This window comes from Pseudomonas sp. GW821-FHT09E04, from assembly GCF_059416185.1.
Window position 1 is genome coordinate 620,423 of the sequence record NZ_JBWKOR010000002.1, and the last position, 20,007, is coordinate 640,429.

The window sequence follows — 20,007 nt, forward strand, 5'->3', positions numbered from 1 at the left end:
CCATTTGATACGTTTGTACCAGACAGGCAATAAAAAGCCGCCCATTTCAGGCGGCTTTTTTATTGAAACACTTACGCTTGTGGCCGCATGTGCGGGAACAGGATCACGTCGCGGATCGACGGGGAGTTGGTCAGCAACATCACCAGACGGTCGATACCGATACCTTCACCGGCCGTTGGCGGCATGCCGTACTCCAGCGCGCGAACGAAGTCGGCGTCGTAGTGCATGGCTTCGTCGTCGCCGGCGTCCTTGTCGGCCACCTGCGCCATGAAGCGCTCGGCCTGGTCTTCCGCGTCGTTCAACTCGGAGTAGGCGTTGGCGATTTCACGGCCGCCGATGAACAGCTCGAAGCGGTCGGTGACGTTCGGGTTGTCATCGTTGCGACGGGCCAGCGGCGACACTTCGAACGGGTACTGAGTGATGAAGTGCGGCTGCTCCAGCTTGTGCTCGACCAGTTCTTCGAAAATCATCACCTGCAGCTTGCCCAGACCTTCGAAGCCCAGCACCTTGGCACCGGCCTTCTTGGCGATGGCGCGAGCCTTGTCGATGTCGTTCAGGTCATCGGCGGTCAGCTCGGGGTTGTACTTGAGGATCGAGTCGAACACCGACAGGCGCACGAACGGCTCGCCGAAGTGGAACACCTTGTCGCCGTACGGCACGTCGGTGCTGCCCAGAACCAGCTGCGCCAGTTCACGGAACAGTTCTTCGGTCAGGTCCATGTTGTCTTCGTAGTCGGCGTAAGCCTGGTAGAACTCCAACATGGTGAATTCAGGGTTGTGACGAGTCGAAACGCCTTCGTTACGGAAGTTGCGGTTGATCTCGAACACTTTTTCGAAGCCACCAACCACCAGACGCTTGAGGTACAGCTCTGGGGCGATACGCAGGAACATTTCCATGTCCAGCGCGTTGTGGTGGGTTTCGAACGGCTTGGCCGCGGCGCCGCCAGGGATGGTCTGCAGCATCGGCGTTTCGACTTCGAGGAAGTCGCGCTTCATCAGGAAGCTGCGGATGTGCGCGATCACTTGCGAACGCACGCGGAAGGTCTGACGCACGTCTTCGTTGACGATCAGGTCAACGTAGCGCTGACGGTAGCGCTGTTCGGTGTCGGTCAGGCCGTGGTGCTTGTCCGGCAGCGGGCGCAGGGATTTGGTCAGCAGGCGCACGCTGGTCATCTCGACGTACAGGTCGCCCTTGCCGGAACGGGCCAGGGTGCCTTCGGCGGCGATGATGTCGCCCATGTCCCAGGTTTTCACCGCGGCCAGGGTGTCTTCGGACAGGGTCTTGCGGTTGACGTAGACCTGGATGCGACCGGTCATGTCCTGGATCACCATGAACGAGCCACGGTTGAGCATGATGCGACCCGCAACCTTGACCGGGATCGCAGCCTCTGCCAGCTCTTCCTTGGTCTTGTCCGCGTACTGTTTCTGCAGTGCTTCGCAGTAGTTTTCGCGGCGGAAGTCGTTCGGGAAGGCATTGCCCTTGGCGCGCTCGGCAGCAAGCTTTTCCTTGCGCAGGGCGATCAGGGAGTTTTCTTCCTGTTGCAGGGCTTGCGGATCGAGTTGTTGGTCGCTCATGTCTTTAAATATTCCATCACAGGTTCGTTGCCCCCGCCGATGGCGGGGGACTTGAGGTCGGGTGAAAGCTTACAGCCCCGATTTCAGGCTGGCTTCCAGGTATTCGTCGATGTCGCCGTCGAGCACCTTGTCGCAGTCGCTGCGTTCGATGTTGGTGCGCAGATCCTTGATCCGCGACGCATCGAGCACGTACGAACGGATCTGGTGACCCCAGCCGATATCCGACTTGGTGTCTTCCAGCGCCTGGGACGCCGCGTTGCGCTTCTGCATTTCCTGCTCGTACAACTTGGCCCGCAGCATTTTCATGGCGGTGTCCTTGTTGGCGTGCTGGGAACGTTCGTTCTGGCAGCTGACCACGGTGTTGGTCGGTACGTGGGTGATACGTACGGCCGAGTCGGTGGTGTTTACGTGCTGACCACCGGCACCGGAGGAACGATAGGTGTCGATCCGCAGGTCTGCCGGGTTGATTTCGATTTCCACCTTGTCGTCGATCTCTGGCGAGACGAACACCGCGGAGAACGAGGTGTGGCGACGGTTGCCGGAGTCGAACGGGCTCTTGCGCACCAGACGGTGCACGCCGATCTCGGTCCGCAGCCAGCCAAAGGCGTATTCGCCCTTGATGTGCACGGTAGCGCCCTTGATCCCGGCGACTTCACCGGCCGACAGCTCCATGATGGTCGCGTCGAAACCGCGTTTGTCGGCCCAGCGCAGGTACATGCGCAGCAGGATGTTGGCCCAGTCCTGGGCTTCGGTGCCGCCGGAACCGGCCTGGATGTCCAGGTAGGCGTTGTTCGGGTCCATCTCGTGGCTGAACATACGGCGGAATTCGAGCTTGGACAGGGACTCTTCCAGACCTTGAAGGACTTCGACGACGTCGTTGACCGCGCCCTCGTCGTTCTCTTCAACGGCCATGTCCAGCAGCTCGCGGCAATCGGCCAGGCCACCGTTCAGTTCGTCGAGGGTGTCGACGATCTGCGCCAGCGCAGCGCGCTCGCGGCCCAGTTCCTGGGCGTATTCAGGTTTGTTCCAGACTGCAGGATCTTCAAGCTCGCGATTGACTTCGATCAGACGCTCATGCTTTTGATCGTAGTCAAAGATACCCCCGAATAGTTTCGGAGCGCTCGGACAGGTCCTTGATGGTGTTCAGGATCGGGTTGATTTCCATGACGGGCAGCACTCGTTGGCGAACTTTTGAAAGCCGGCGAGTATAACGTAATCAAGCTGTCACGGCAGCCCGTCTGGCGGCTCTTGAGGCGAATGAACCCGATGGTTCATTCGATCCTCACCTGATTGCGCCCATTGTTCTTCGCCAGATACAAACCACGGTCCGCCGCCGAGATCAGCAACCGGCAGTCGCTGCCCGCCTCCGGCACCATCGTCGCCAGGCCGATGCTGATGGTCAGACTCGACCCTTCGACCGGAGCATTGTGCGGAATCTTCAGTGCCGCCACGGTCTGGCGCAGCTTCTCCGCCACCAGTCGCGCCCCGCCCGGCGAGGTGTTGGGCAGCACCAGCGCAAACTCTTCACCGCCATAACGCGCCGGCAGGTCGGACGGCCGGGCGCTGGCCTCGCGGATCGCCGTGGCGACCTTGCGCAGGGCTTCGTCGCCTTCGACGTGGCCGAACGTGTCGTTGTAAGACTTGAAGTAGTCGACGTCGATCATCAGCAGCGACAACTGACTCTGGTCACGCAGCGAGCGGCGCCATTCCAGTTCCAGGTATTCGTCGAAGTGCCGGCGGTTGGACAGCCCGGTCAGGCCGTCGGAGTTCATCAGCCGCTGCAAGACGAGGTTGGTGTCGAGCAATTGCTGCTGGCTGACCCGCAACGCGCGATAGGCCGCGTCCCGTTGCAGCAGGGTCATGTAGGAGCGCGAGTGATAACGGATGCGCGCCACCAGTTCGATGTTGTCCGGCAGCTTCACCAGGTAATCGTTGGCCCCGGCCGAAAACGCCGCGCTCTTGATCAGCGGGTCTTCCTTGGTCGACAGGACGATGATCGGAATGTCCTTGGTCGCCGGGTGATTGCGGTATTCGCGCACCAGGCTCAGGCCATCGAGGCCGGGCATCACCAGATCCTGCAGGATCACCGTCGGTTTGATCCGCACCGCGTGAGCCACGGCCTGATGCGGGTCGGAGCAGAAGTGGAAGTCGATGTTCTCTTCATTCGACAGCCCACGGCGCACGGCTTCGCCGATCATCGCCTGATCGTCCACCAACAACACCATGGCGGCGTTCTCGTCGGTTTTGATGTCATCGATCTGTAAGTCATTCATGGGCGGTCACCTGAGTGCTGCGGGGGCCAGGATTGCGGATGGACGTGTTCATTTGGGGAAAATCTCCAGCAATCGTGGCGCTATCTTTTCCAGTGGACGGATTTCTACGGCTGCATCAATGGCCGCGGCGGCCTTGGGCATGCCGTACACCGCACTGCTTTGCTGATCCTGCGCGATGGTCAGGTAACCCTGTTGGCGCATGAGCTTAAGCCCTTGCGCCCCGTCGCGTCCCATCCCGGTCAATAAAACCCCTACTGCGTCACCGTTCCAGTAGTTGGCGACGCTTTCGAAAAACACGTCGATCGAGGGGCGGTAGATTTCGTTGACCGGCTCGGCGGTGTAAGCCAGCGTGCCGTTCTTGAGTAATCGGATGTGATGATTGGTACCGGCCAGCAACACCGCGCCGGCCTGCGGTGGCTCGCCTTCCCGGGCCAGGCGCACGTCCAGGCCGCTGGCGCTGGCCAGCCATTCGGCCATGCCGGCGGCGAACACCTGATCGACATGCTGCACCAGCACGATGGCCGCGGAAAAGTTGCGCGGCAGGCCTTTGAGCAAAACCTCCAGCGCCGCCGGCCCACCGGCTGACGATCCGATCGCCACCAGCCGCTGGCACGACCCGGAACTGCGCGGTGTCGTCTGGGCCGGGCGGGCGCGAGCGGTTTTCTCGCCGATCAGCCAGCCGATATTCAGAATCTTGCGCAACAGCGGCGCCGCCGCCTGCTGGGCGTTGCCGGCGCCAAGAGCCGGGGTGTCGACCACGTCCAGCGCGCCGTGGCCCATGGCTTCGAACACCCGGTGCACGTTCTGCTGGCGGTCAACGGTAACGATGACAATCGCGCACGGACTCTCGGCCATGATGCGCCGGGTGGCTTCGACGCCATCCATCACCGGCATGATCAAATCCATCAGGATCAGGTCCGGGGTGTTTTCCGCGCACAGCCGCACCGCTTCGGCGCCATTGCTGGCGACCCACACCACCTGATGCGCAGGCTCGAAGGCCAGCGCCCGGCGCAGGGCCTCCACCGCCAAAGGCATGTCGTTGACGATTGCGATTTTCATGCCCGCGCTCCTCCGATGAGCTCAACCACCGCGTCGAGCAGGGCGTCGTCATGAAAACTGGCCTTGGCTAAATAATAGTCGGCTCCGGCGTCCAGTCCACGGCGCCGGTCTTCCTCGCGATCCTTGTAGGACACCACCATCACCGGCAGCGATTGCAGACGGTTGTCGCGGCGCAACAGCGAGACCAATTCGATGCCGTCCATGCGCGGCATGTCGATGTCGGTGATCAACAGGTCAAAGTCCTCGGAGCGCAGGGCGTTCCAGCCGTCCATGCCGTCCACCGCAACGGCCACGTCATAGCCGCGATTGAGCAGCAGTTTGCGTTGCAACTCGCGCACGGTCAGCGAATCGTCGACCACCAGAATCCGTTTGCGCGCCGCTTCTGCGGCCTGATGGCCGTGGCGGGCAATGCGCTCCAGACGCCCGGTGTTGAGCAGTTTGTCCACCGAACGCAGCATGTCTTCGACATCGACGATCAGCACCACCGAGCCGTCGTCGAGCAAGGCCCCGGCGGAAATGTCCTGCACCTTGCCCAGTCGCTCGTCCAGCGGCAGCACCACCAGCGTGCGCTCGCCGATGAAACGCTCGACCGCCACACCATAGATCGCGTCGCGCTCGCGGATCACCACGACTTTCAGGGTATCGCCGCTGTTCTGGCTGGCCGGACGCTGCAATAACTGACTGGCCGCAACGAGCCCGACATGGCGGCCCTCGTGCCAGAAATGCTGGCGCCCTTCGACCTGCACGATGTCGTCCGGTGCCAGGTCGCACATGCGCTCGATGTGGGCCAGCGGGAAGGCGTAGGCCTCATCGCCGACCTCCACCACCAGACTGCGCACCACCGACAGGGTCAGCGGCACCTCGAGATGGAAGCGGCTGCCCTCGCCTGCCGTCTGTTCCAGCACCACCGCGCCACGCAGCTGGCGGACCATGTGCTGAACGGCATCGAGGCCGACGCCACGCCCGGAGACTTCGGTGACCTTGTCCCGCAGGCTGAAGCCCGGCAGGAACAGGAAGGTCAGCAGTTCTTCTTCGCTCAACTGGGCGGCGGTTTCTGCCGGCGACAACTGGCGTTCGACAATGCTGCGGCGGACCTTTTCCAGGTCCACGCCGTTGCCATCATCGCTCAGTTCCAGTACCAGCAAACCGGCCTGGTGTGAGGCGCGCAAACGGATCAGACCTTCCTCAGGCTTGCCTTTGAGCAGGCGTTCTTCCGGCGTTTCGATGCCGTGATCGACCGCGTTGCGCAGCAGGTGCGTCAACGGTGCTTCGAGCTTTTCCAACACATCGCGGTCGACCTGGGTTTTCTCGCCTTCAATCTCCAGTCGCACCTGTTTGCCGAGACTGCGACCGAGGTCGCGCACCATCCGCACCTGACCGGACAGCACATCGGCGAACGGCCGCATGCGGCAGGCCAGCGCGGTGTCGTAGAGCACTTGCGCGCGCTGGCTCGCTTGCCAGGCAAACTCGTCGAGCTCGGCGTTTTTTTCTGCCAGCAACTGCTGGGATTCGGCGAGCAAACGCCGCGCGTCCTCCAGCGCTTCCTGGGCCTCAAGGCTCAGGGCATGCTCCTTGAGATGCACATTGAGACTTTCCAGCGCCCGCAGACCGTTGTTCTGCATGCGCTTGAGGCGTTGCATCGTGGCCAGATGCGGCTTCAGACGCTGGGTTTCCACCAGGGATTTGCTCGACAGATCGAGCAGGCTGTTCAGGCGCTCGGCGGTAACCCGCAGAACCCGCTCGCCGCCTTCGGTGGTGCGCTTGCTCTTGCGCGGTGCTGGTTCCGGCTCGGCAGTTTCGACGGGGATGTCAACCGGCGTCGGCTCAACTACTGGAGGTGGCTGAAGCTGCAACTCGGCCATCGGCGGCGCGCTCGGAGCGGCGGGTACCACTGCCGGCGCAGCCGGATCGAGCAAACTGCCCATCAACGCCACGTATGCCTCGATGTCCGCCGGTTGCGGGCCGTTGGCCGGCGTGGCGATGCGCATCAGCAAGTCGGTGCCCTGCAACAACGCGTCGATGTGTTCCGGGCGCAGGAACAGCCGCCCTTCCTGCGCACTGACCAGACAATCTTCCATTACGTGGGCGACGCTGACGCCGCTGTCGATGCCGACAATCCGCGCCGCACCTTTCAACGAATGCGCCGCCCGCATGCACGACTCGAGCTGATCGGCCTGGGTCGGATTGCGTTCCAGCGCCAGCAGCCCGGCGCTGAGCACCAGGGTCTGGGCTTCGGCTTCGAGGCTGAACAGCTCCAGCAGGGAGGCGTCGCGCATTTGCTCGGGGGTCATGTGAGGCTCCGGGTCACGGCGGACAGCAGCTGTTCTTCATCCAGCCAACGCAGGCTTCGACCTTTGAAAGGCAACACGCCTCGGGTGTATTTCGCACTGGCCTGCGCCCCGGAACGCGACGCGGCATCGAGGATTCGCTCGTCGATGGCGTGAATCCCGTCGACTTCGTCCACCGGCACCACCACCGGCCCGCCCTGGGCCGCGATGATCAGCATGCGCGGCATGATCCGTGCGCCCGTCGCCGGGGCGGCGTTGCTGTCGAGGTCGAGCAGTTCGACCAGCGACAGGCACGCCACCAGCGCACCGCGCACGTTCGCCACGCCGAGCAAGGCCCGGGAGCGCTGATGCGGCAGAGAGTGAATCGCCTGCAACGGCGCGACCTCCACCAGACTGCGGGTGGCCAGGCCGAGCCATTCTTCGCCGAGGCGGAACATCAGCAGCGAACGGGTTTTCAGCTCGGTCTCAACCTGGATCGCCACCGGATCGCGTTCGTCCTGCTGCAGCGCATAGCGGTCGAGCAGGCGCGTGGCGGCGGCGGAATACACCGAGCAATTGCGGCAGTGAATGTGTTCTTCCAGCAGCGGGCAGGACTTGTCGCCGTGGATGCCGATGCGATTCCAGCAATCGTCGATGGCCCGGGCGTCTTCGTGGGTGACGTTCAAGGTGTCGGACGGGATCATCATTTACGCTCACTATCGGCGGTGCGGCCGCTGCGGGCGGCGCGCTCCTGCAATCGTCTGGCACCGGCCGTGTCGCCCTGGGCCTGCAGCAACCCGGCCAGGTGCATCAAGGCTTCGGCGTGTTGCGGCTCGAGGTACAAAGCCTTGCGGTAAAAACCCTGGGCTTCGAGAGCACTGCCGGCAACATCGCTGAGCAGGCCAAGCCAGTAAAACACCTGGGCCACCGGCTCATGGCTGCGCAAATACTGTTCGCACGCAGCGCGGGCTTCGGCGCTTTTGCCTTCGTTGGCCAGGGCAGCGATGTTGGCCAGCAGGGTCGTGGCGTCGGGATTCGGGCTTTTGACGGTGGCGGGCAACGGTGTCACCGCGGCAAACGGCCGGTCGCGCACGGGCGGCGGAGGCGCGCTGCGCACCGGCTGGCGCACGGGCAACGGTGTCGGGATGGCGACCGGCATTGGCAATGGTTCGGGTTGCGGGTCGCTGTGGCGACTGAACGCGAAAGACTGCGGAATCCCGATCGAGCGCATGCCCAGCCGTCCGAGCAGGCTGCCCTCAGCCGGGCCGATAAACAGTACGCCATCCACATGGGTCAGGCGCTTGAGTACGGCGAACACCTGTTGCTGGGTCGGTTGATCGAAATAGATCAGCAGGTTGCGACAGAACACGAAATCGAACGGTGGCTCGCTGGCCAACAGCGTCGGATCCAGCACATTGCCGACCTGCAAACGCACCTGTTCGCGCACGTATTCATTCAGGCGATAGCCTTCGTCCTCCGGCATGAAATGCCGTTCGCGGAACGCCAGTTCCTGGCCGCGAAACGAGTTCTTGCCGTACAGCGCCCGTTGCGCCTTGTCCACCGACAAGGGGCTGACATCCATGCCATCGACCTTGAACTGATGGGGTTTGAGGCCCGCGTCGAGCAATGCCATGGCAATCGAATAAGGTTCTTCACCAGTGGAGCACGGCAGGCTGAGAATGCGCAGCGCACGCATGTTGTTCAGCTCGGCCAGGCGTTTGCGCGCCAGTTTTCCCAAGGTGGCGAAGGATTCCGGGTAACGGAAAAACCAGGTCTCGGGGACGATCACCGCCTCGATCAGCGCTTGCTGTTCGTCCCGTGAACCTTGCAGCGTTTGCCAATATTCATCGGCCGTGACCATCTGCGACAGGATGATGCGCTGGCGCACCGCCCGCTCGATGATCGCCGGCCCGACCGAGGCGACGTCGAGACCGATGCGTTCCTTGAGGAAATCGAAGAAGCGCTGGTCGCTGCTCATGGCTGCTCCTCAAGCCGCGCCGGGTCCAACGGCGGCGTCGGGAACAACAGCGGGCGCACCGTCTCGTCCAACAGATCATTGACCCGCACCCATTGCACCAGTCCGCGAGCGTCTTCGCGCACCGGGCCCAGGTACGGCGCCTGACGATTGTCGAGGCCGTACGGCTGGAAATCATCCGGGTTGCAACGCAGGGTGTCGGTGGCCTGCTCGAGGATCAAGCCGAGCCATTGCGAGGGTTGCGAATCATCCGTGCGGTAATGCACCAACACCAGCCGCGTGCTGGTGCGCGCTTCGGCGGGGTGACCGAACGTCAGGGCGCTGAGGTCGATTACCGGCACCACCGAACCGCGATAGGCAAACACCCCCGCCACCCAATGCGGCGCCCGGGCAATCGGCTTCAACGGCAGGCGCGGCAACACTTCCGCCACTTCCGTGGCACGCAGGGCGTAGCGTTCGCTGCCGATGCGAAACAGCAGGAACAACGCCTGCTTCGCTACCGGTGCAGCGCTGCGTTTGGCGGTGATTTCGCTCATCAGACTTTGAATCGCGAAACGCCGCTGCGCAGGCCCACGGCCACCTGGCTCAGTTCGTCGATGGCGAAACTGGCCTGACGCAACGACTCGACGGTCTGGCTGCTGGCATCACCCAGTTGCACCAGCGCATGGTTGATCTGCTCGGCGCCCGTGGCCTGGGCCTGCATGCCTTCGTTGACCATCAACACCCGCGGCGCCAGCGCCTGCACCTGATGGATGATCTGCGACAGCTGCTCGCCCACCTGCTGGACCTCGGACATGCCGCGACGCACTTCCTCGGAGAACTTGTCCATGCCCATCACCCCGGCCGACACCGCCGACTGGATCTCGCGAACCATCTGTTCGATGTCATAAGTAGCGACAGCCGTCTGATCCGCCAGACGCCGCACTTCGGTGGCGACCACGGCGAAACCGCGACCGTACTCACCGGCCTTCTCCGCTTCGATCGCGGCGTTCAGGGACAACAGGTTGGTCTGGTCGGCGACCTTGACGATGGTGACAACTACCTGATTGATGTTGCCGGCCTTCTCGTTGAGGATCGCCAGTTTGGCGTTCACCAAGTCCGCAGCGCCCATCACCGAGTGCATGGTGTCTTCCATGCGCGCCAGGCCTTGTTGGCCGGAACCGGCGAGTACCGAGGCCTGATCGGCGGCGGTGGACACTTCGGTCATGGTGCGCACGAGGTCACGGGAGGTCGCCGCGATCTCGCGAGACGTCGCGCCGATTTCGGTCGTGGTGGCAGCGGTTTCGGTGGCGGTCGCCTGTTGTTGCTTGGAGGTGGCGGCGATCTCTGTCACCGACGTGGTGACCTGCACCGACGAGCGCTGGGCCTGGGACACCAGCGAGGTGAGCTCGGTCATCATGTCGTTGAAGCCGGTTTCCACGGCGCCGAACTCATCCTTGCGCTCAAGGTTCAAGCGGCTGCTCAGGTCGCCGGTACGCATGACTTCGAGGATCTGCACGATGCGGTTCATCGGCGCCATGATCGCGCGCATCAGCAACAGACCGCAGAAACCGGCAGCCAGCACGGCCACCAGCAACGAGACAAACATGCTGACCTTGGCTGCCGCCACCGCGTCGTCGATGTTGGCCATGGCCTGGTCGGCGACTTTCTTGTTCTCGCCGATGATGTCGTTGAGCTTCATGCGGCCGCCAACCCAGGCCGGGGTCAGCTTCTCGTTGAACAGCTTGACCGCATCGGCTTCCAGATTGCGCTTGTGCAGATCCAGCACGGCGTCCTGGATCTTCATGTAGTTGTCGTGATCCTTTTCAAACGCGGCGAACTCGATCCGGTCCTCGTCGGTGGTCACGGTGTTGCGGTAGTTGGCCATCTGCTCCTGGAGACGTTTCTCGAAGGACTGATAGTCCGCCGCGTCTTCACTGCTAACGCCCTGCCCTTCTTTCAGCCCCAGCAACTCCTGGGTCTGCAGGTAACTGTCGACCCACGCGCCGCGGATCATCGAGCTGTAATAGACGCCGGGAATCGCGTCGTCACGGACGCTGTTTTCACTGGCTTCGATCTTCAGCAGCCGAGAATACGAGACGACCACCATCAGCAACATGATGGCGATAATCACCGCAAAGCTCGCCAAAATGCGTTGGCGCAACGTCCAGTTCTTCACAGTCAGTCCTCGGGGCCAGATCGAAATTGCGGGGGAGTATAGCTGAGGGCGGTGTTTCATTTATAAGACGGTTTGCCGCGCTCAAGCCTACCGGTGTTAAACGGGGTGGGCTCTGGATAGGGACTTTCAAGCAATCGGAGGGCGGCGTGCCAGTGACGCAATGGCAAAAAGGGGCGATGGATTGGCCATTTCGGTTTTAGATGATCTGGCGACATAGTAGCCATGTGCCATGGTGCGCAACTTCTTGCGCACTTGATTCGCAAAATCGCCGCCCGATATCGCTACAGCCCCCGAGTACCGTCGCCTGTAGCCGAGTGCGCAACTTCTTGCGCAGTACTGCGCAAGAAGTTGCGCACTTTTGGCCTTAATTTGGCATGAAACATCTTGAAACATGCACTTAACAGCAGTTTCGCCCCCGTATCACGGAGACTTTGGCAAAGCTGGCACGGTCCTTGATATAGCTTTGGCACCCACCGGGCGATTTCGCCTCCCGGGCACCCTAACTTTATCCGCAAGGAGAGCATCCCATGGCAACACCAGCGTACATGTCGGTTACCGGCGAAAAACAAGGCCTGATCACTGCCGGCGCCTTCACCGCCGACTCCGTTGGCAACACCTATCAGGAAGGCCACGAAGACCAGGTTATGGTTCAGGCTTTCACCCACGACGTGATCATCCCGCGTGACCCACAATCCGGTCAGCCAACCGGTCAGCGCGTTCACAAGCCAGTTGTGATCACCAAGGTCTACGACAAGGCTTCGCCTCTGCTGCAAGCGGCTCTGACCTCCGGCGAGCGCATGAGCGAAATCGTTATCCAGTGGTACCGCACTTCGGCTCAAGGCACCCAAGAGCACTACTACACCACCAAACTGGAAGACGCGATCATCGTCGCCATCAACAACAAAATGCACAACTGCCAGGATCCAGGCAATTCGCACTTCACTCACCTGGAAGAAGTGCAGTTCACCTACCGCAAAATCACCTGGACCCACGAAGTATCCGGTACTTCGGGTTCCGATGACTGGCGTGCTCCAGTCGTTTAATTACGGCTGATCGTTTCAAGCATCGGCCAGCTCTGCTGGTCGATGTTGTTTACGCCCTCCAGAATTTCGCGTGCGTTGATCCGCCTGGCGGTCATCGACGAACGCCGCTGTACAGCACGAGGAACAAGGGATGTTCGCGCCGGCCAATGAAACTCACTTTGCCCTGACCATCGAAGGTCTTTCCAACGACTTTCAGGTGTTTACCCTCACCGGTCGGGAAGCCATCAGCCAACCTTTTGTGTTCGAGGTGGAGCTGGTCAGTGAGCAGCCGTCGCTGGACCTCGAAACCCTGCTGCACAAACCGGCCTTTCTGCAGCTGTCGCCCGACGGCAGCGGCATCCACGGCCTGATCTACCGCGCCGCGCAAGGCGATTCCGGCAAGCGCCTGACGCGTTACTCCGTGACCCTGCGCCCGCAACTGGCGTACCTGGCGCACCGGATCAACCAGCGGATCTTCCAGAACCTCAGCGTGCCGAAAATCATCGGCAAGGTCCTCGAAGAACATGGCATCCAGGGCAACGCCTATGCGTTCCAGACCGGTTCGATCTACCCCGAGCGCATCTACTGCGTGCAGTACGACGAATCGGACCTGCATTTCATCCAGCGCCTGTGCGAAGAAGAAGGCATTCACTACCACTTCCAGCACAGCGCCACGGCGCACAAACTGGTGTTCGGCGACGACCAGACGGTGTTCCACAAACTGGCGCCGGTGGCCTATCAGCAGGACTCCGGCATGGTCGCCAGCGACCCGGTGATCAAGCGCTTCGACCTGCGCCTGGAAACCCGTACCAGCCGCACCACCCGCCGCGATTACGACTTCGAAAAACCGCGCATCACCCTCGAAAGCGAAAACCGTGGCGACGCCCTGCCCGACCTCGAGGACTACGATTACCCGGGCCGTTTCGTCGACCGCGAGCGCGGCAAGCACCTGGCCAAACGCGCCCTCGAACGCCATCGCAGCGACTTCCAGCTCGCCGAAGGCAAGAGCGACCAGCCGCTGCTGGTCAGCGGCCATTTCCTCGCGCTGAAAGAACACCCGAAGGCCAAGTGGAACGACCTGTGGCTGCTCACCGAAGTCCATCACGAAGGCAAGCAGCCGCAAGTGCTGGAAGAATCGGTGACCAGCGACACCACCGCGCTGAAAGACGATTTCCATCAGGGCTACCGCAACCGCTTCCAGGCGACCCCGTGGGACGTGCCGAACCGCCCGCCCCTGCGCCACCCGAAACCGCGCATCCTCGGCAGCCAGAGCGCCGTGGTCACCGGCCCGAAAGGCCAGGAAATCCACTGCGACGAATACGGCCGCGTCAAAGTCCAGTTCCACTGGGATCGTGAAGGCCAGGCCAACGACAAGACCAGCTGCTGGTTGCGCGTCTCCAGCGCCTGGGCCGGCGCCCAGTACGGCGGCATCGCCATTCCACGCATCGGCATGGAAGTGCTGGTCACCTTCCTCGAAGGCGACCCCGACCAGCCGCTGATCAGCGGCTGCCTGTACCACAAGGAAAACACCGTCCCGTACGCCCTGCCGGCGAACAAGACGCGCACCACTTTCAAGACCCTGAGCTCGATGGGCGGCGGTGGCTTCAACGAACTGCGCATCGAAGACAAGAAAGGCCAGGAACAGATCTTCCTCCACGCCCAGCGCGACTGGGACGAAAACATCGAACACGACCAGAAAATCCGCGTCGGCAACGAACGCCACGACGTCGTGGAAAAGAACAGCTACACGGAATTCAAGGCCGAAGAACACCACACCGTCTACGAAGACCGCAAAGTCGAAGCACGGGCCAACGACCACCTGACCGTGGGCGTGAACCAGCACATCAAGATCGGCACCGGACAATTCATCGACGCGGGGCAGGAAATTCACCTGAGCAGCGGGATGAAAGTGGTGCTGGAGGCTGGGGCTGAACTGACGTTGGTCGGCGGTGGCAGCTTCATCAAGATCGATGGCGGCGGTGTGACCATGAGTGGGCCGGCGATCAACATCAACTCCGGCGGTGGACCGGGGAGCGGGACCGGTGCGGCGCCGTTGATGCCGGGGCCGTTGAAGCAGGCGGATACGGATAAGGCCGGGAAGTTGTTGGTGCCGGCGCAGCGGCAGGCGTTGATGCGGGGCACTCCACGTTGTGAGATTTGCGAGAGGGCTGCCAAGGAAGCTGCAAAGGAAGCCGCCAAGTGAATAACGCGTCCAAAGCCAATTTCTTGTTGATCGACGGCGTCCTGCGCCCCAACGCGATTGCCAGCCTTTACCAGCTTGGCGAGCCGCTGGAAATTGAACCGCTGTACCTGGGAACGCGTTGGGCGGAGTTGATGGATCTGGGGCCAATATTGGTGAAGCCCTCAAGTTCAACGAGCATGATTAGCCAGACGTATCAGAATGCTAACCATCAAATAGACGCCAGCCTGCTATACAGTTCTGCCCCAATGAGTGTTGTTGCGGACCACTTGAGACGGTATATCGCACCTTCCGATGTGTTGGGTGGCAACGGAATGCTTCGCTTCGCCGACCCACTAGTCACACGATATTGGCTAGGCAGTTATAAGGGTGAACACCTGAATGTGATACTTGGCCCGATCGAATCATGGTCGATACCTGAACGACCGCATTCGTGGGAAGCAAACCCAGCTGTTCAATGGTTAAATTTTCTTCGGACCTCTGCTCCACTGGCGTGGCAAGACAGCTACGCCCAATTGGGGCAAACACAACTGGATGCACTTGGACACGCGGCGCGCTGGCAATTCATGGAGCGACTGCACGAAAATTTTGAGCAATACCATCCTCGGCACCTCGCTACCCTGAAATTGAGCAGTCGCACCCAGTGGTTTGATGAACGACTGGATGAAGCTCAAGCTTGGGGACTGTCAAGTGAACGTAGTCTCGCTATCTGGGTGGAATACAGCCTGCGATGGGGGGCAGGATTCACTGAGCACGTGAATGAGCCTTATCAGAACTGGTTGGCCCGCACCCCGGAGGCCTCCAGGCTCGCTCCAGAAATCCGTATCCAGAAGATGGACAACGATTGCCTGGACATCGAAATCAACAAGGAAGTGTGATGACTCAGCCCGCGACTGACGCCCAACTGAAACAGGCCAACCGAAACCAGAATTTCACCAACACGACCATGGGATCGGGACAGTGCGCACTGATGGCTGGTGAAGTCGCCATTTTCCCGGTGCGCTACGCGGTGGATGAGTCCCCCAAAAAAGGCAGCGCCCAAGGTCCGAATCCGCTACCTAAAGACTGGTCAGACAAACCGGCTGAACTCAAGACCCGCAGCTACACCCTTCGCCAACTGCGCGATGGCTGGCTGTATGTATGGGACAGCGTTGATAAGACCTTCCACGAGTACCAGGTCAAAGGCGAACAATTCACCCGTCATAAGTGGACTGACAGCCAACTAAACCAGGATGTGCGCAACAACCCTGGCGAAACACATTCATACCTGCTCTATCCCCGCCGTAATCAGTTGCGTATTGCCTATTCTCCAGTCCAATGGACTTGGCGCATGTGCGAACTGATGCGAAATAGCAAGACGGAACAGACCCAATGGATGCGAAAAGTCGATCTGGCGGGCTTCTGCAAGAGCGCAAAAGTAGGCCATGGCGGTCCGATTGCCGAATTAGGTAAAAGCGTTTCGGACATCCTCGTCGCTGGCAAAAGTGCTCCCACTTTTACTAGTACCCTTTTGCCAACAAGAGCACCAGAGACCGGTGGTCCGTTTAAACCGGCATTTGAAGAAGCTTTGGTTCGCGGTAAAGTTCCCGAGCAGGACACCGCCTTGTTTATCGCTTTGGATGATCCACTGGCGATTGTTGATGACTTAAACATGAACCTTATCGGGCGATTGATGGAGCAGAGTCAATTTGAACAACTGCACCAACATGACCTTCAGAGTGCCTTTGCAGTACAAAATTTATGTGGATTCGACGCAGAAACGTTTATTCCATCAACAATCAAAGACCCGATTCAGCGTCAAGCTTATACTGATGACCTTTACAAACTTTTAAAAAATCATGAGCAGATTCAACATGGCAAGGATTTAGTCGACGGCGCTTTCGAAGGTCTGGTTGAGACGGGAGCGGCACCAAATAACAATGCAGCTGAATCCGTATTCAAAGCCAAATGGAAAAATCTACCTAATCGTGAAAAATGGAAAAGAGCACTTGACGAGTGGAACTCCAAACGCTACTGGCGAGAAGATGTACGTTTTGACGAAGTACTAAAGTACATCAGTAAAACCACCATCGAAGCGCTAAAACTACAAAATCATTGTAGAAATAGCGAAGAAGATTTGATTGTTTGGCTCGACAAACTCAGCCCTAATGCGGAGGCCATTTATCATGACACCTGCAATGAAAAACAATCCAGTAAGCTGTTAGAAATCGCACACGCAGTTTACACATCACTTGGCAACGGTGAAAAAGGGCAAAAATGGCTCTGTAAACAAGCCAAGGAGCCAAGCAAGCTTTTTGGTACAGCGTTATTCAACTTCCATCCCGAATTATCTTCGGCCATCAGAAAAGTTTCCAAAAACTTCAGCACAACCGGAAAACTAGATGATAGTGGAGAGCAAGGGGATGGTAGCTCACCTAGCCTTGACCCAACAACTTCTGGGGATGCAACCAACGTAGCAACTCGAACAGGTGAACTCAAAGCGATACTTGATCTTGATGCTGTAAAGAATAGTAAAACTTATAGCGCAATGAGCAGTTCAGCAAAACAGGCCATGGCGACACTTATCAAAGTTGCTAACAACAGTGCAAAAGATGCTTGGCATGGGCTGGCCAGCTTTTTACTACCCGCATTGCAGGGGGAGACCACAATGGCCCTGGTGGCAAGCCAGGCTTTGTTTTCCACCGAGATTTCCAGTAACACGCAACTCACTTACGTCCCAACATACAAAAATGAGAACCGCACCTGGCAGCAGAGTGCTAGCACTATTAGTAAACAGTTAAAAGCACAACAAGGTGTGCTAAACAGACCTGGCACCCATTATGACAAACGTTCGGCAGCAATATCGGTAGAAAAACTTACGAAGGAACTGGATGAACTTATTCTAACCCAACCCAATAAAATGGTAGCAAAGGTCAATGGTAGCACTCGTCTATCAGCGGGCATTCCAAAAATTCAGGGATGGTTGTCAGATTTAGGACAAGCCGAATTAAAATCACAGTTACGGCTAAAAACCAACGGCAGTAGCGAGTATTTAAATCGAAGCAAAGCATGGGTGAATCAGAATTTAGGCAATTCCCTACCTGTATTGCTCGTCGGGTTAAATCTGTGGAATTTTGCCAATAGTGTCAAACAGGCAAAAAGTGACGGTATTCTCACCAAAGATGAATTACGGACAATCGGGTCGAACGCCGCATATGCTGCGAACGCAATTGTCGGACTTTGGGTAGGTCCGGCATGGAGTCGAGCTTCCGGATTGTCAGCAGAAATAGGTCAAAAAACCCGTAGTTTGGCTCAAGCCTCTCAGAAAACTTGGCTGAGAGAAGCTAAAAATGCTGGCTTGGCAAAGGATGCGGCGAAACAGGCAGCCGCTAATGAGTTCGCGACGCTGTCGAGAGGCTTGATTCGACGCACAATGACATGGGCGGCTCTAGGCGCAATCGCTACCGGCCTTGAGGCTTGGCAATTGTCATCTGAAATCGGTAATGCAACGAGCAAGGAAGAGAAGGCACTACTTTCAATAAAACTCGGTATTGTGACAGGAATGTCGGTGCTGGCAGTGACACAAACAGTGGGTATTTATCTAGGTCATTGGTTTGCGTTTTCTTGGGCAATGTCATCACCAATCATTGTGCTAATTGCCGTACTAGGCGTAGCGTATTTAATGATCAGCATGGCGGCTAATCGCTTCAAAAGGGAAGGTCTTCGCCTTTGGCTATACAACTGTACCTGGGGGCGTAGCACCAAGTCCGAATGGATCGGAGATGAAGGTCAGCCAAAACAGATGACCGCGTTGGCAGAGATACTTCAACGACCCACAGTCATAGGCCGTGCGCTGTATTATGGTGGTGGTAGTACTCCGAGAAAATGGCTGGGCTTTTGGGTTCAATTTCAACTGCCCAACTCACTGGGTGGAAAAAAAGCTACGCTGCAACCTGGCATGATCGAACAACATATATTCTCAAAAGATACGCTAAAAACGGTTGATACTGGTTTTTACAAAAAACTACTTAATGGCTGTTGGATTGACCCGAAACAACTGGGGGTACTGCCCGCCGCCCCTGGAGACAGCCAAAAGACTCCGGCAGATTTTATATACAGTAAATCTGACACCATCCGGATCTGGCAAGTATGGATCGACACCAGTATAGATAGCCCCGTACTCGAAATGGAGGTTCTATACCCTTCAGGAGTACTCCAGCGCGAAGGCGGCCGCGGTTACGTGTTCCGTCTTGATTTACAGAGGACAACAAGTGAAGGCGACAGAAAAAACAACGTGCTCAATGGTGAACTAAGCGAAGACAGCGTACTCAAGAAAAAAAGCACACAATCATTGACACTACTAGTCCCGGACAGCCAACGAGAATGAACCAATTCATTTCAAAAGAAACCCAAGAACTTCCGACACAACTCGCATGGACATTCGCCAACGAGCCAGAATTTACAACCTGGACAATTAAAGCTAGAAACTACAATACGACTGTGGCCAACTATATGTTTGCCTTTATGCTATGCATAGCGTTTGGTGCCTCCGCGTTCCTATACTCTGCTTACAGCGAAATCCAACAACCTTGGCGAGTCCTTTTTTGCTTGTCTTTCTTCGTACTGATATCGCTTTCAATTTCAAGCATGACCCATCAACGCATAAATTTCGCATATCGCCTCACCACTTCTGGCATAGAGTATTGTGAATGGAAGAACATACCCTCCTGGATAAATAACTCTCTTAAATGGCTCGCAGGCCTTACTGCAATTATTTTTATTTATCTAGCGACTATTAATGTAGCTTTTTTAATAGGTGCCATCGCAGGCCCCGGCTCCTTGGTGCTCATATATTTCTCACTACTCAATTCAAAAAAATATCAACAACTACAGACTGAATACCACCATCACTTCTTAAACTGGAAAGAGATAAAAAAAGTCACCATAGCAACGAACAGAAAGCTTATTGAACTACACTACAGCATAAAAAAACAAAACTCAAACCACCTCACGATCGGGAGTCTTTACATATTTTTCACCAACCAAAAAAAGGAATTAATCACAACCACAATCAAAAAAAATCTTCCAGAAGCCTCCTTCGAAACAGAAAAGGTAGAAGTGTATAATTAACATACAACAACCAAACACAAACACAAACACAAACACAAACACAAACACAAACACAATGACAGGCTGCCTTTTATAAACAAACCTATCACTATTCTATTTCTTTGGCGACAACAGCTTCAGTAAAAGACACTCATACGTTTGAGACTACGAGACTAAGACTCAACCCTTTGCGAATAACCATCCTCCAACCTCGAATCAATCCTTAAGCGCCAAAAGGGACAGTTTTGAATGACACTTATTTAATATAGTTAGCGTACCCATTTTTTTCTGACATCTGTCCTTGCTGACCGACGTGATTTACAAAGTTGACGATTTAAAAAGGTGACAGATTTATTTTATAGAATAATAAATCTGTCACCTTTTTTGTCCA

The 20,007-nt window shown here is 57.8% G+C and carries 14 protein-coding genes; 5 read left to right on the forward strand and 9 right to left on the reverse strand.

The window, feature by feature from the left end; translation table 11 throughout:
• Window positions 1-71: 71 nt before the first annotated feature.
• The 9 genes from lysS to AC07N4_RS09350 all read right to left on the reverse strand — a co-directional run bounded on the left by lysS (window position 72) and on the right by AC07N4_RS09350 (window position 11,306).
• Window positions 72-1,574: a lysine--tRNA ligase gene (gene lysS, locus AC07N4_RS09310; protein ID WP_096819662.1), complete on the reverse strand. Its 1,503-nt coding sequence runs from the start codon at window positions 1,572-1,574 to the stop codon at window positions 72-74.
• A gap of 69 nt (window positions 1,575-1,643) precedes the next feature.
• Window positions 1,644-2,739, reverse strand: a protein-coding gene (prfB, locus tag AC07N4_RS09315; protein WP_102621447.1) for a peptide chain release factor 2 whose coding sequence is annotated in 2 segments (ribosomal slippage) — window positions 1,644-2,666 and window positions 2,668-2,739 — 1,095 coding nt in all. Because the reading frame shifts where the segments join, the coding sequence is not laid out codon by codon here.
• A gap of 106 nt (window positions 2,740-2,845) precedes the next feature.
• Window positions 2,846-3,847, reverse strand: a complete 1,002-nt coding sequence (locus tag AC07N4_RS09320) for a response regulator (RefSeq protein ID WP_096819664.1) — start codon at window positions 3,845-3,847, stop codon at window positions 2,846-2,848.
• A 48-nt stretch (window positions 3,848-3,895) separates the two neighbouring features.
• The gene (locus AC07N4_RS09325) at window positions 3,896-4,906 is read right to left on the reverse strand and encodes a chemotaxis response regulator protein-glutamate methylesterase (protein ID WP_096819665.1); all 1,011 of its coding nucleotides are present in this window, start codon (window positions 4,904-4,906) and stop codon (window positions 3,896-3,898) included.
• A complete protein-coding gene (locus AC07N4_RS09330; protein WP_493065345.1) occupies window positions 4,903-7,197 on the reverse strand; it encodes a hybrid sensor histidine kinase/response regulator in 2,295 nt (764 codons plus the stop codon). The genes AC07N4_RS09325 and AC07N4_RS09330 overlap by 4 nt, the downstream gene beginning before the upstream one ends.
• The gene (locus tag AC07N4_RS09335) at window positions 7,194-7,877 is read right to left on the reverse strand and encodes a chemotaxis protein CheW (protein ID WP_096819677.1); all 684 of its coding nucleotides are present in this window, start codon (window positions 7,875-7,877) and stop codon (window positions 7,194-7,196) included. The genes AC07N4_RS09330 and AC07N4_RS09335 overlap by 4 nt, the downstream gene beginning before the upstream one ends.
• Window positions 7,877-9,151, reverse strand: coding sequence for a CheR family methyltransferase (locus AC07N4_RS09340; RefSeq protein ID WP_493065344.1), 1,275 nt, complete (start codon window positions 9,149-9,151; stop codon window positions 7,877-7,879). The genes AC07N4_RS09335 and AC07N4_RS09340 overlap by 1 nt, the downstream gene beginning before the upstream one ends.
• Window positions 9,148-9,684 (reverse strand): chemotaxis protein CheW, encoded by a 537-nt coding sequence (locus AC07N4_RS09345; RefSeq protein WP_273539128.1) that lies wholly within the window; start codon window positions 9,682-9,684, stop codon window positions 9,148-9,150. Before AC07N4_RS09345 ends, AC07N4_RS09340 begins: the two co-directional genes overlap by 4 nt.
• Window positions 9,684-11,306, reverse strand: coding sequence for a methyl-accepting chemotaxis protein (locus tag AC07N4_RS09350; RefSeq protein WP_096819669.1), 1,623 nt, complete (start codon window positions 11,304-11,306; stop codon window positions 9,684-9,686). The genes AC07N4_RS09345 and AC07N4_RS09350 overlap by 1 nt, the downstream gene beginning before the upstream one ends.
• A 527-nt stretch (window positions 11,307-11,833) precedes the next feature.
• On the opposite strand from AC07N4_RS09350, the gene AC07N4_RS09355 reads away from it, so the two are divergent.
• From AC07N4_RS09355 to AC07N4_RS09375, 5 genes are all read left to right on the forward strand, one after another.
• Window positions 11,834-12,349 carry an Hcp family type VI secretion system effector gene (locus AC07N4_RS09355; RefSeq protein ID WP_007918282.1) on the forward strand — a complete coding sequence of 172 codons (516 nt, stop codon included), beginning with the start codon at window positions 11,834-11,836 and terminating at the stop codon, window positions 12,347-12,349.
• A 130-nt stretch (window positions 12,350-12,479) separates the two neighbouring features.
• A complete protein-coding gene (locus AC07N4_RS09360) occupies window positions 12,480-14,531 on the forward strand; it encodes a type VI secretion system Vgr family protein (protein ID WP_493065343.1) in 2,052 nt (683 codons plus the stop codon).
• Entirely contained in the window at window positions 14,528-15,406 is an 879-nt protein-coding gene (locus AC07N4_RS09365; protein WP_102619563.1) for a DUF4123 domain-containing protein, read from the forward strand. Before AC07N4_RS09360 ends, AC07N4_RS09365 begins: the two co-directional genes overlap by 4 nt.
• Window positions 15,406-18,894: a T6SS effector BTH_I2691 family protein gene (locus tag AC07N4_RS09370; protein ID WP_493065342.1), complete on the forward strand. Its 3,489-nt coding sequence runs from the start codon at window positions 15,406-15,408 to the stop codon at window positions 18,892-18,894. Before AC07N4_RS09365 ends, AC07N4_RS09370 begins: the two co-directional genes overlap by 1 nt.
• A complete protein-coding gene (locus tag AC07N4_RS09375) occupies window positions 18,891-19,637 on the forward strand; it encodes a hypothetical protein (protein WP_493065341.1) in 747 nt (248 codons plus the stop codon). The genes AC07N4_RS09370 and AC07N4_RS09375 overlap by 4 nt, the downstream gene beginning before the upstream one ends.
• Window positions 19,638-20,007: the final 370 nt, after the last annotated feature.

What these genes read in the sequence shown, in the direction of transcription:
- lysS (WP_096819662.1), bottom strand. Translation starts at nt 1,574, where the DNA reads ATGAGCGACCAACAACTCGATCCGCAAGCCCTGCAACAGGAAGAAAAC.
- AC07N4_RS09320 (WP_096819664.1), bottom strand. Translation starts at nt 3,847, where the DNA reads ATGAATGACTTACAGATCGATGACATCAAAACCGACGAGAACGCCGCC.
- AC07N4_RS09325 (WP_096819665.1), bottom strand. Translation starts at nt 4,906, where the DNA reads ATGAAAATCGCAATCGTCAACGACATGCCTTTGGCGGTGGAGGCCCTG.
- AC07N4_RS09330 (WP_493065345.1), bottom strand. Translation starts at nt 7,197, where the DNA reads ATGACCCCCGAGCAAATGCGCGACGCCTCCCTGCTGGAGCTGTTCAGC.
- AC07N4_RS09335 (WP_096819677.1), bottom strand. Translation starts at nt 7,877, where the DNA reads ATGATCCCGTCCGACACCTTGAACGTCACCCACGAAGACGCCCGGGCC.
- AC07N4_RS09340 (WP_493065344.1), bottom strand. Translation starts at nt 9,151, where the DNA reads ATGAGCAGCGACCAGCGCTTCTTCGATTTCCTCAAGGAACGCATCGGT.
- AC07N4_RS09345 (WP_273539128.1), bottom strand. Translation starts at nt 9,684, where the DNA reads ATGAGCGAAATCACCGCCAAACGCAGCGCTGCACCGGTAGCGAAGCAG.
- AC07N4_RS09355 (WP_007918282.1), top strand. Translation starts at nt 11,834, where the DNA reads ATGGCAACACCAGCGTACATGTCGGTTACCGGCGAAAAACAAGGCCTG.
- AC07N4_RS09360 (WP_493065343.1), top strand. Translation starts at nt 12,480, where the DNA reads ATGTTCGCGCCGGCCAATGAAACTCACTTTGCCCTGACCATCGAAGGT.
- AC07N4_RS09370 (WP_493065342.1), top strand. Translation starts at nt 15,406, where the DNA reads ATGACTCAGCCCGCGACTGACGCCCAACTGAAACAGGCCAACCGAAAC.
- AC07N4_RS09375 (WP_493065341.1), top strand. Translation starts at nt 18,891, where the DNA reads ATGAACCAATTCATTTCAAAAGAAACCCAAGAACTTCCGACACAACTC.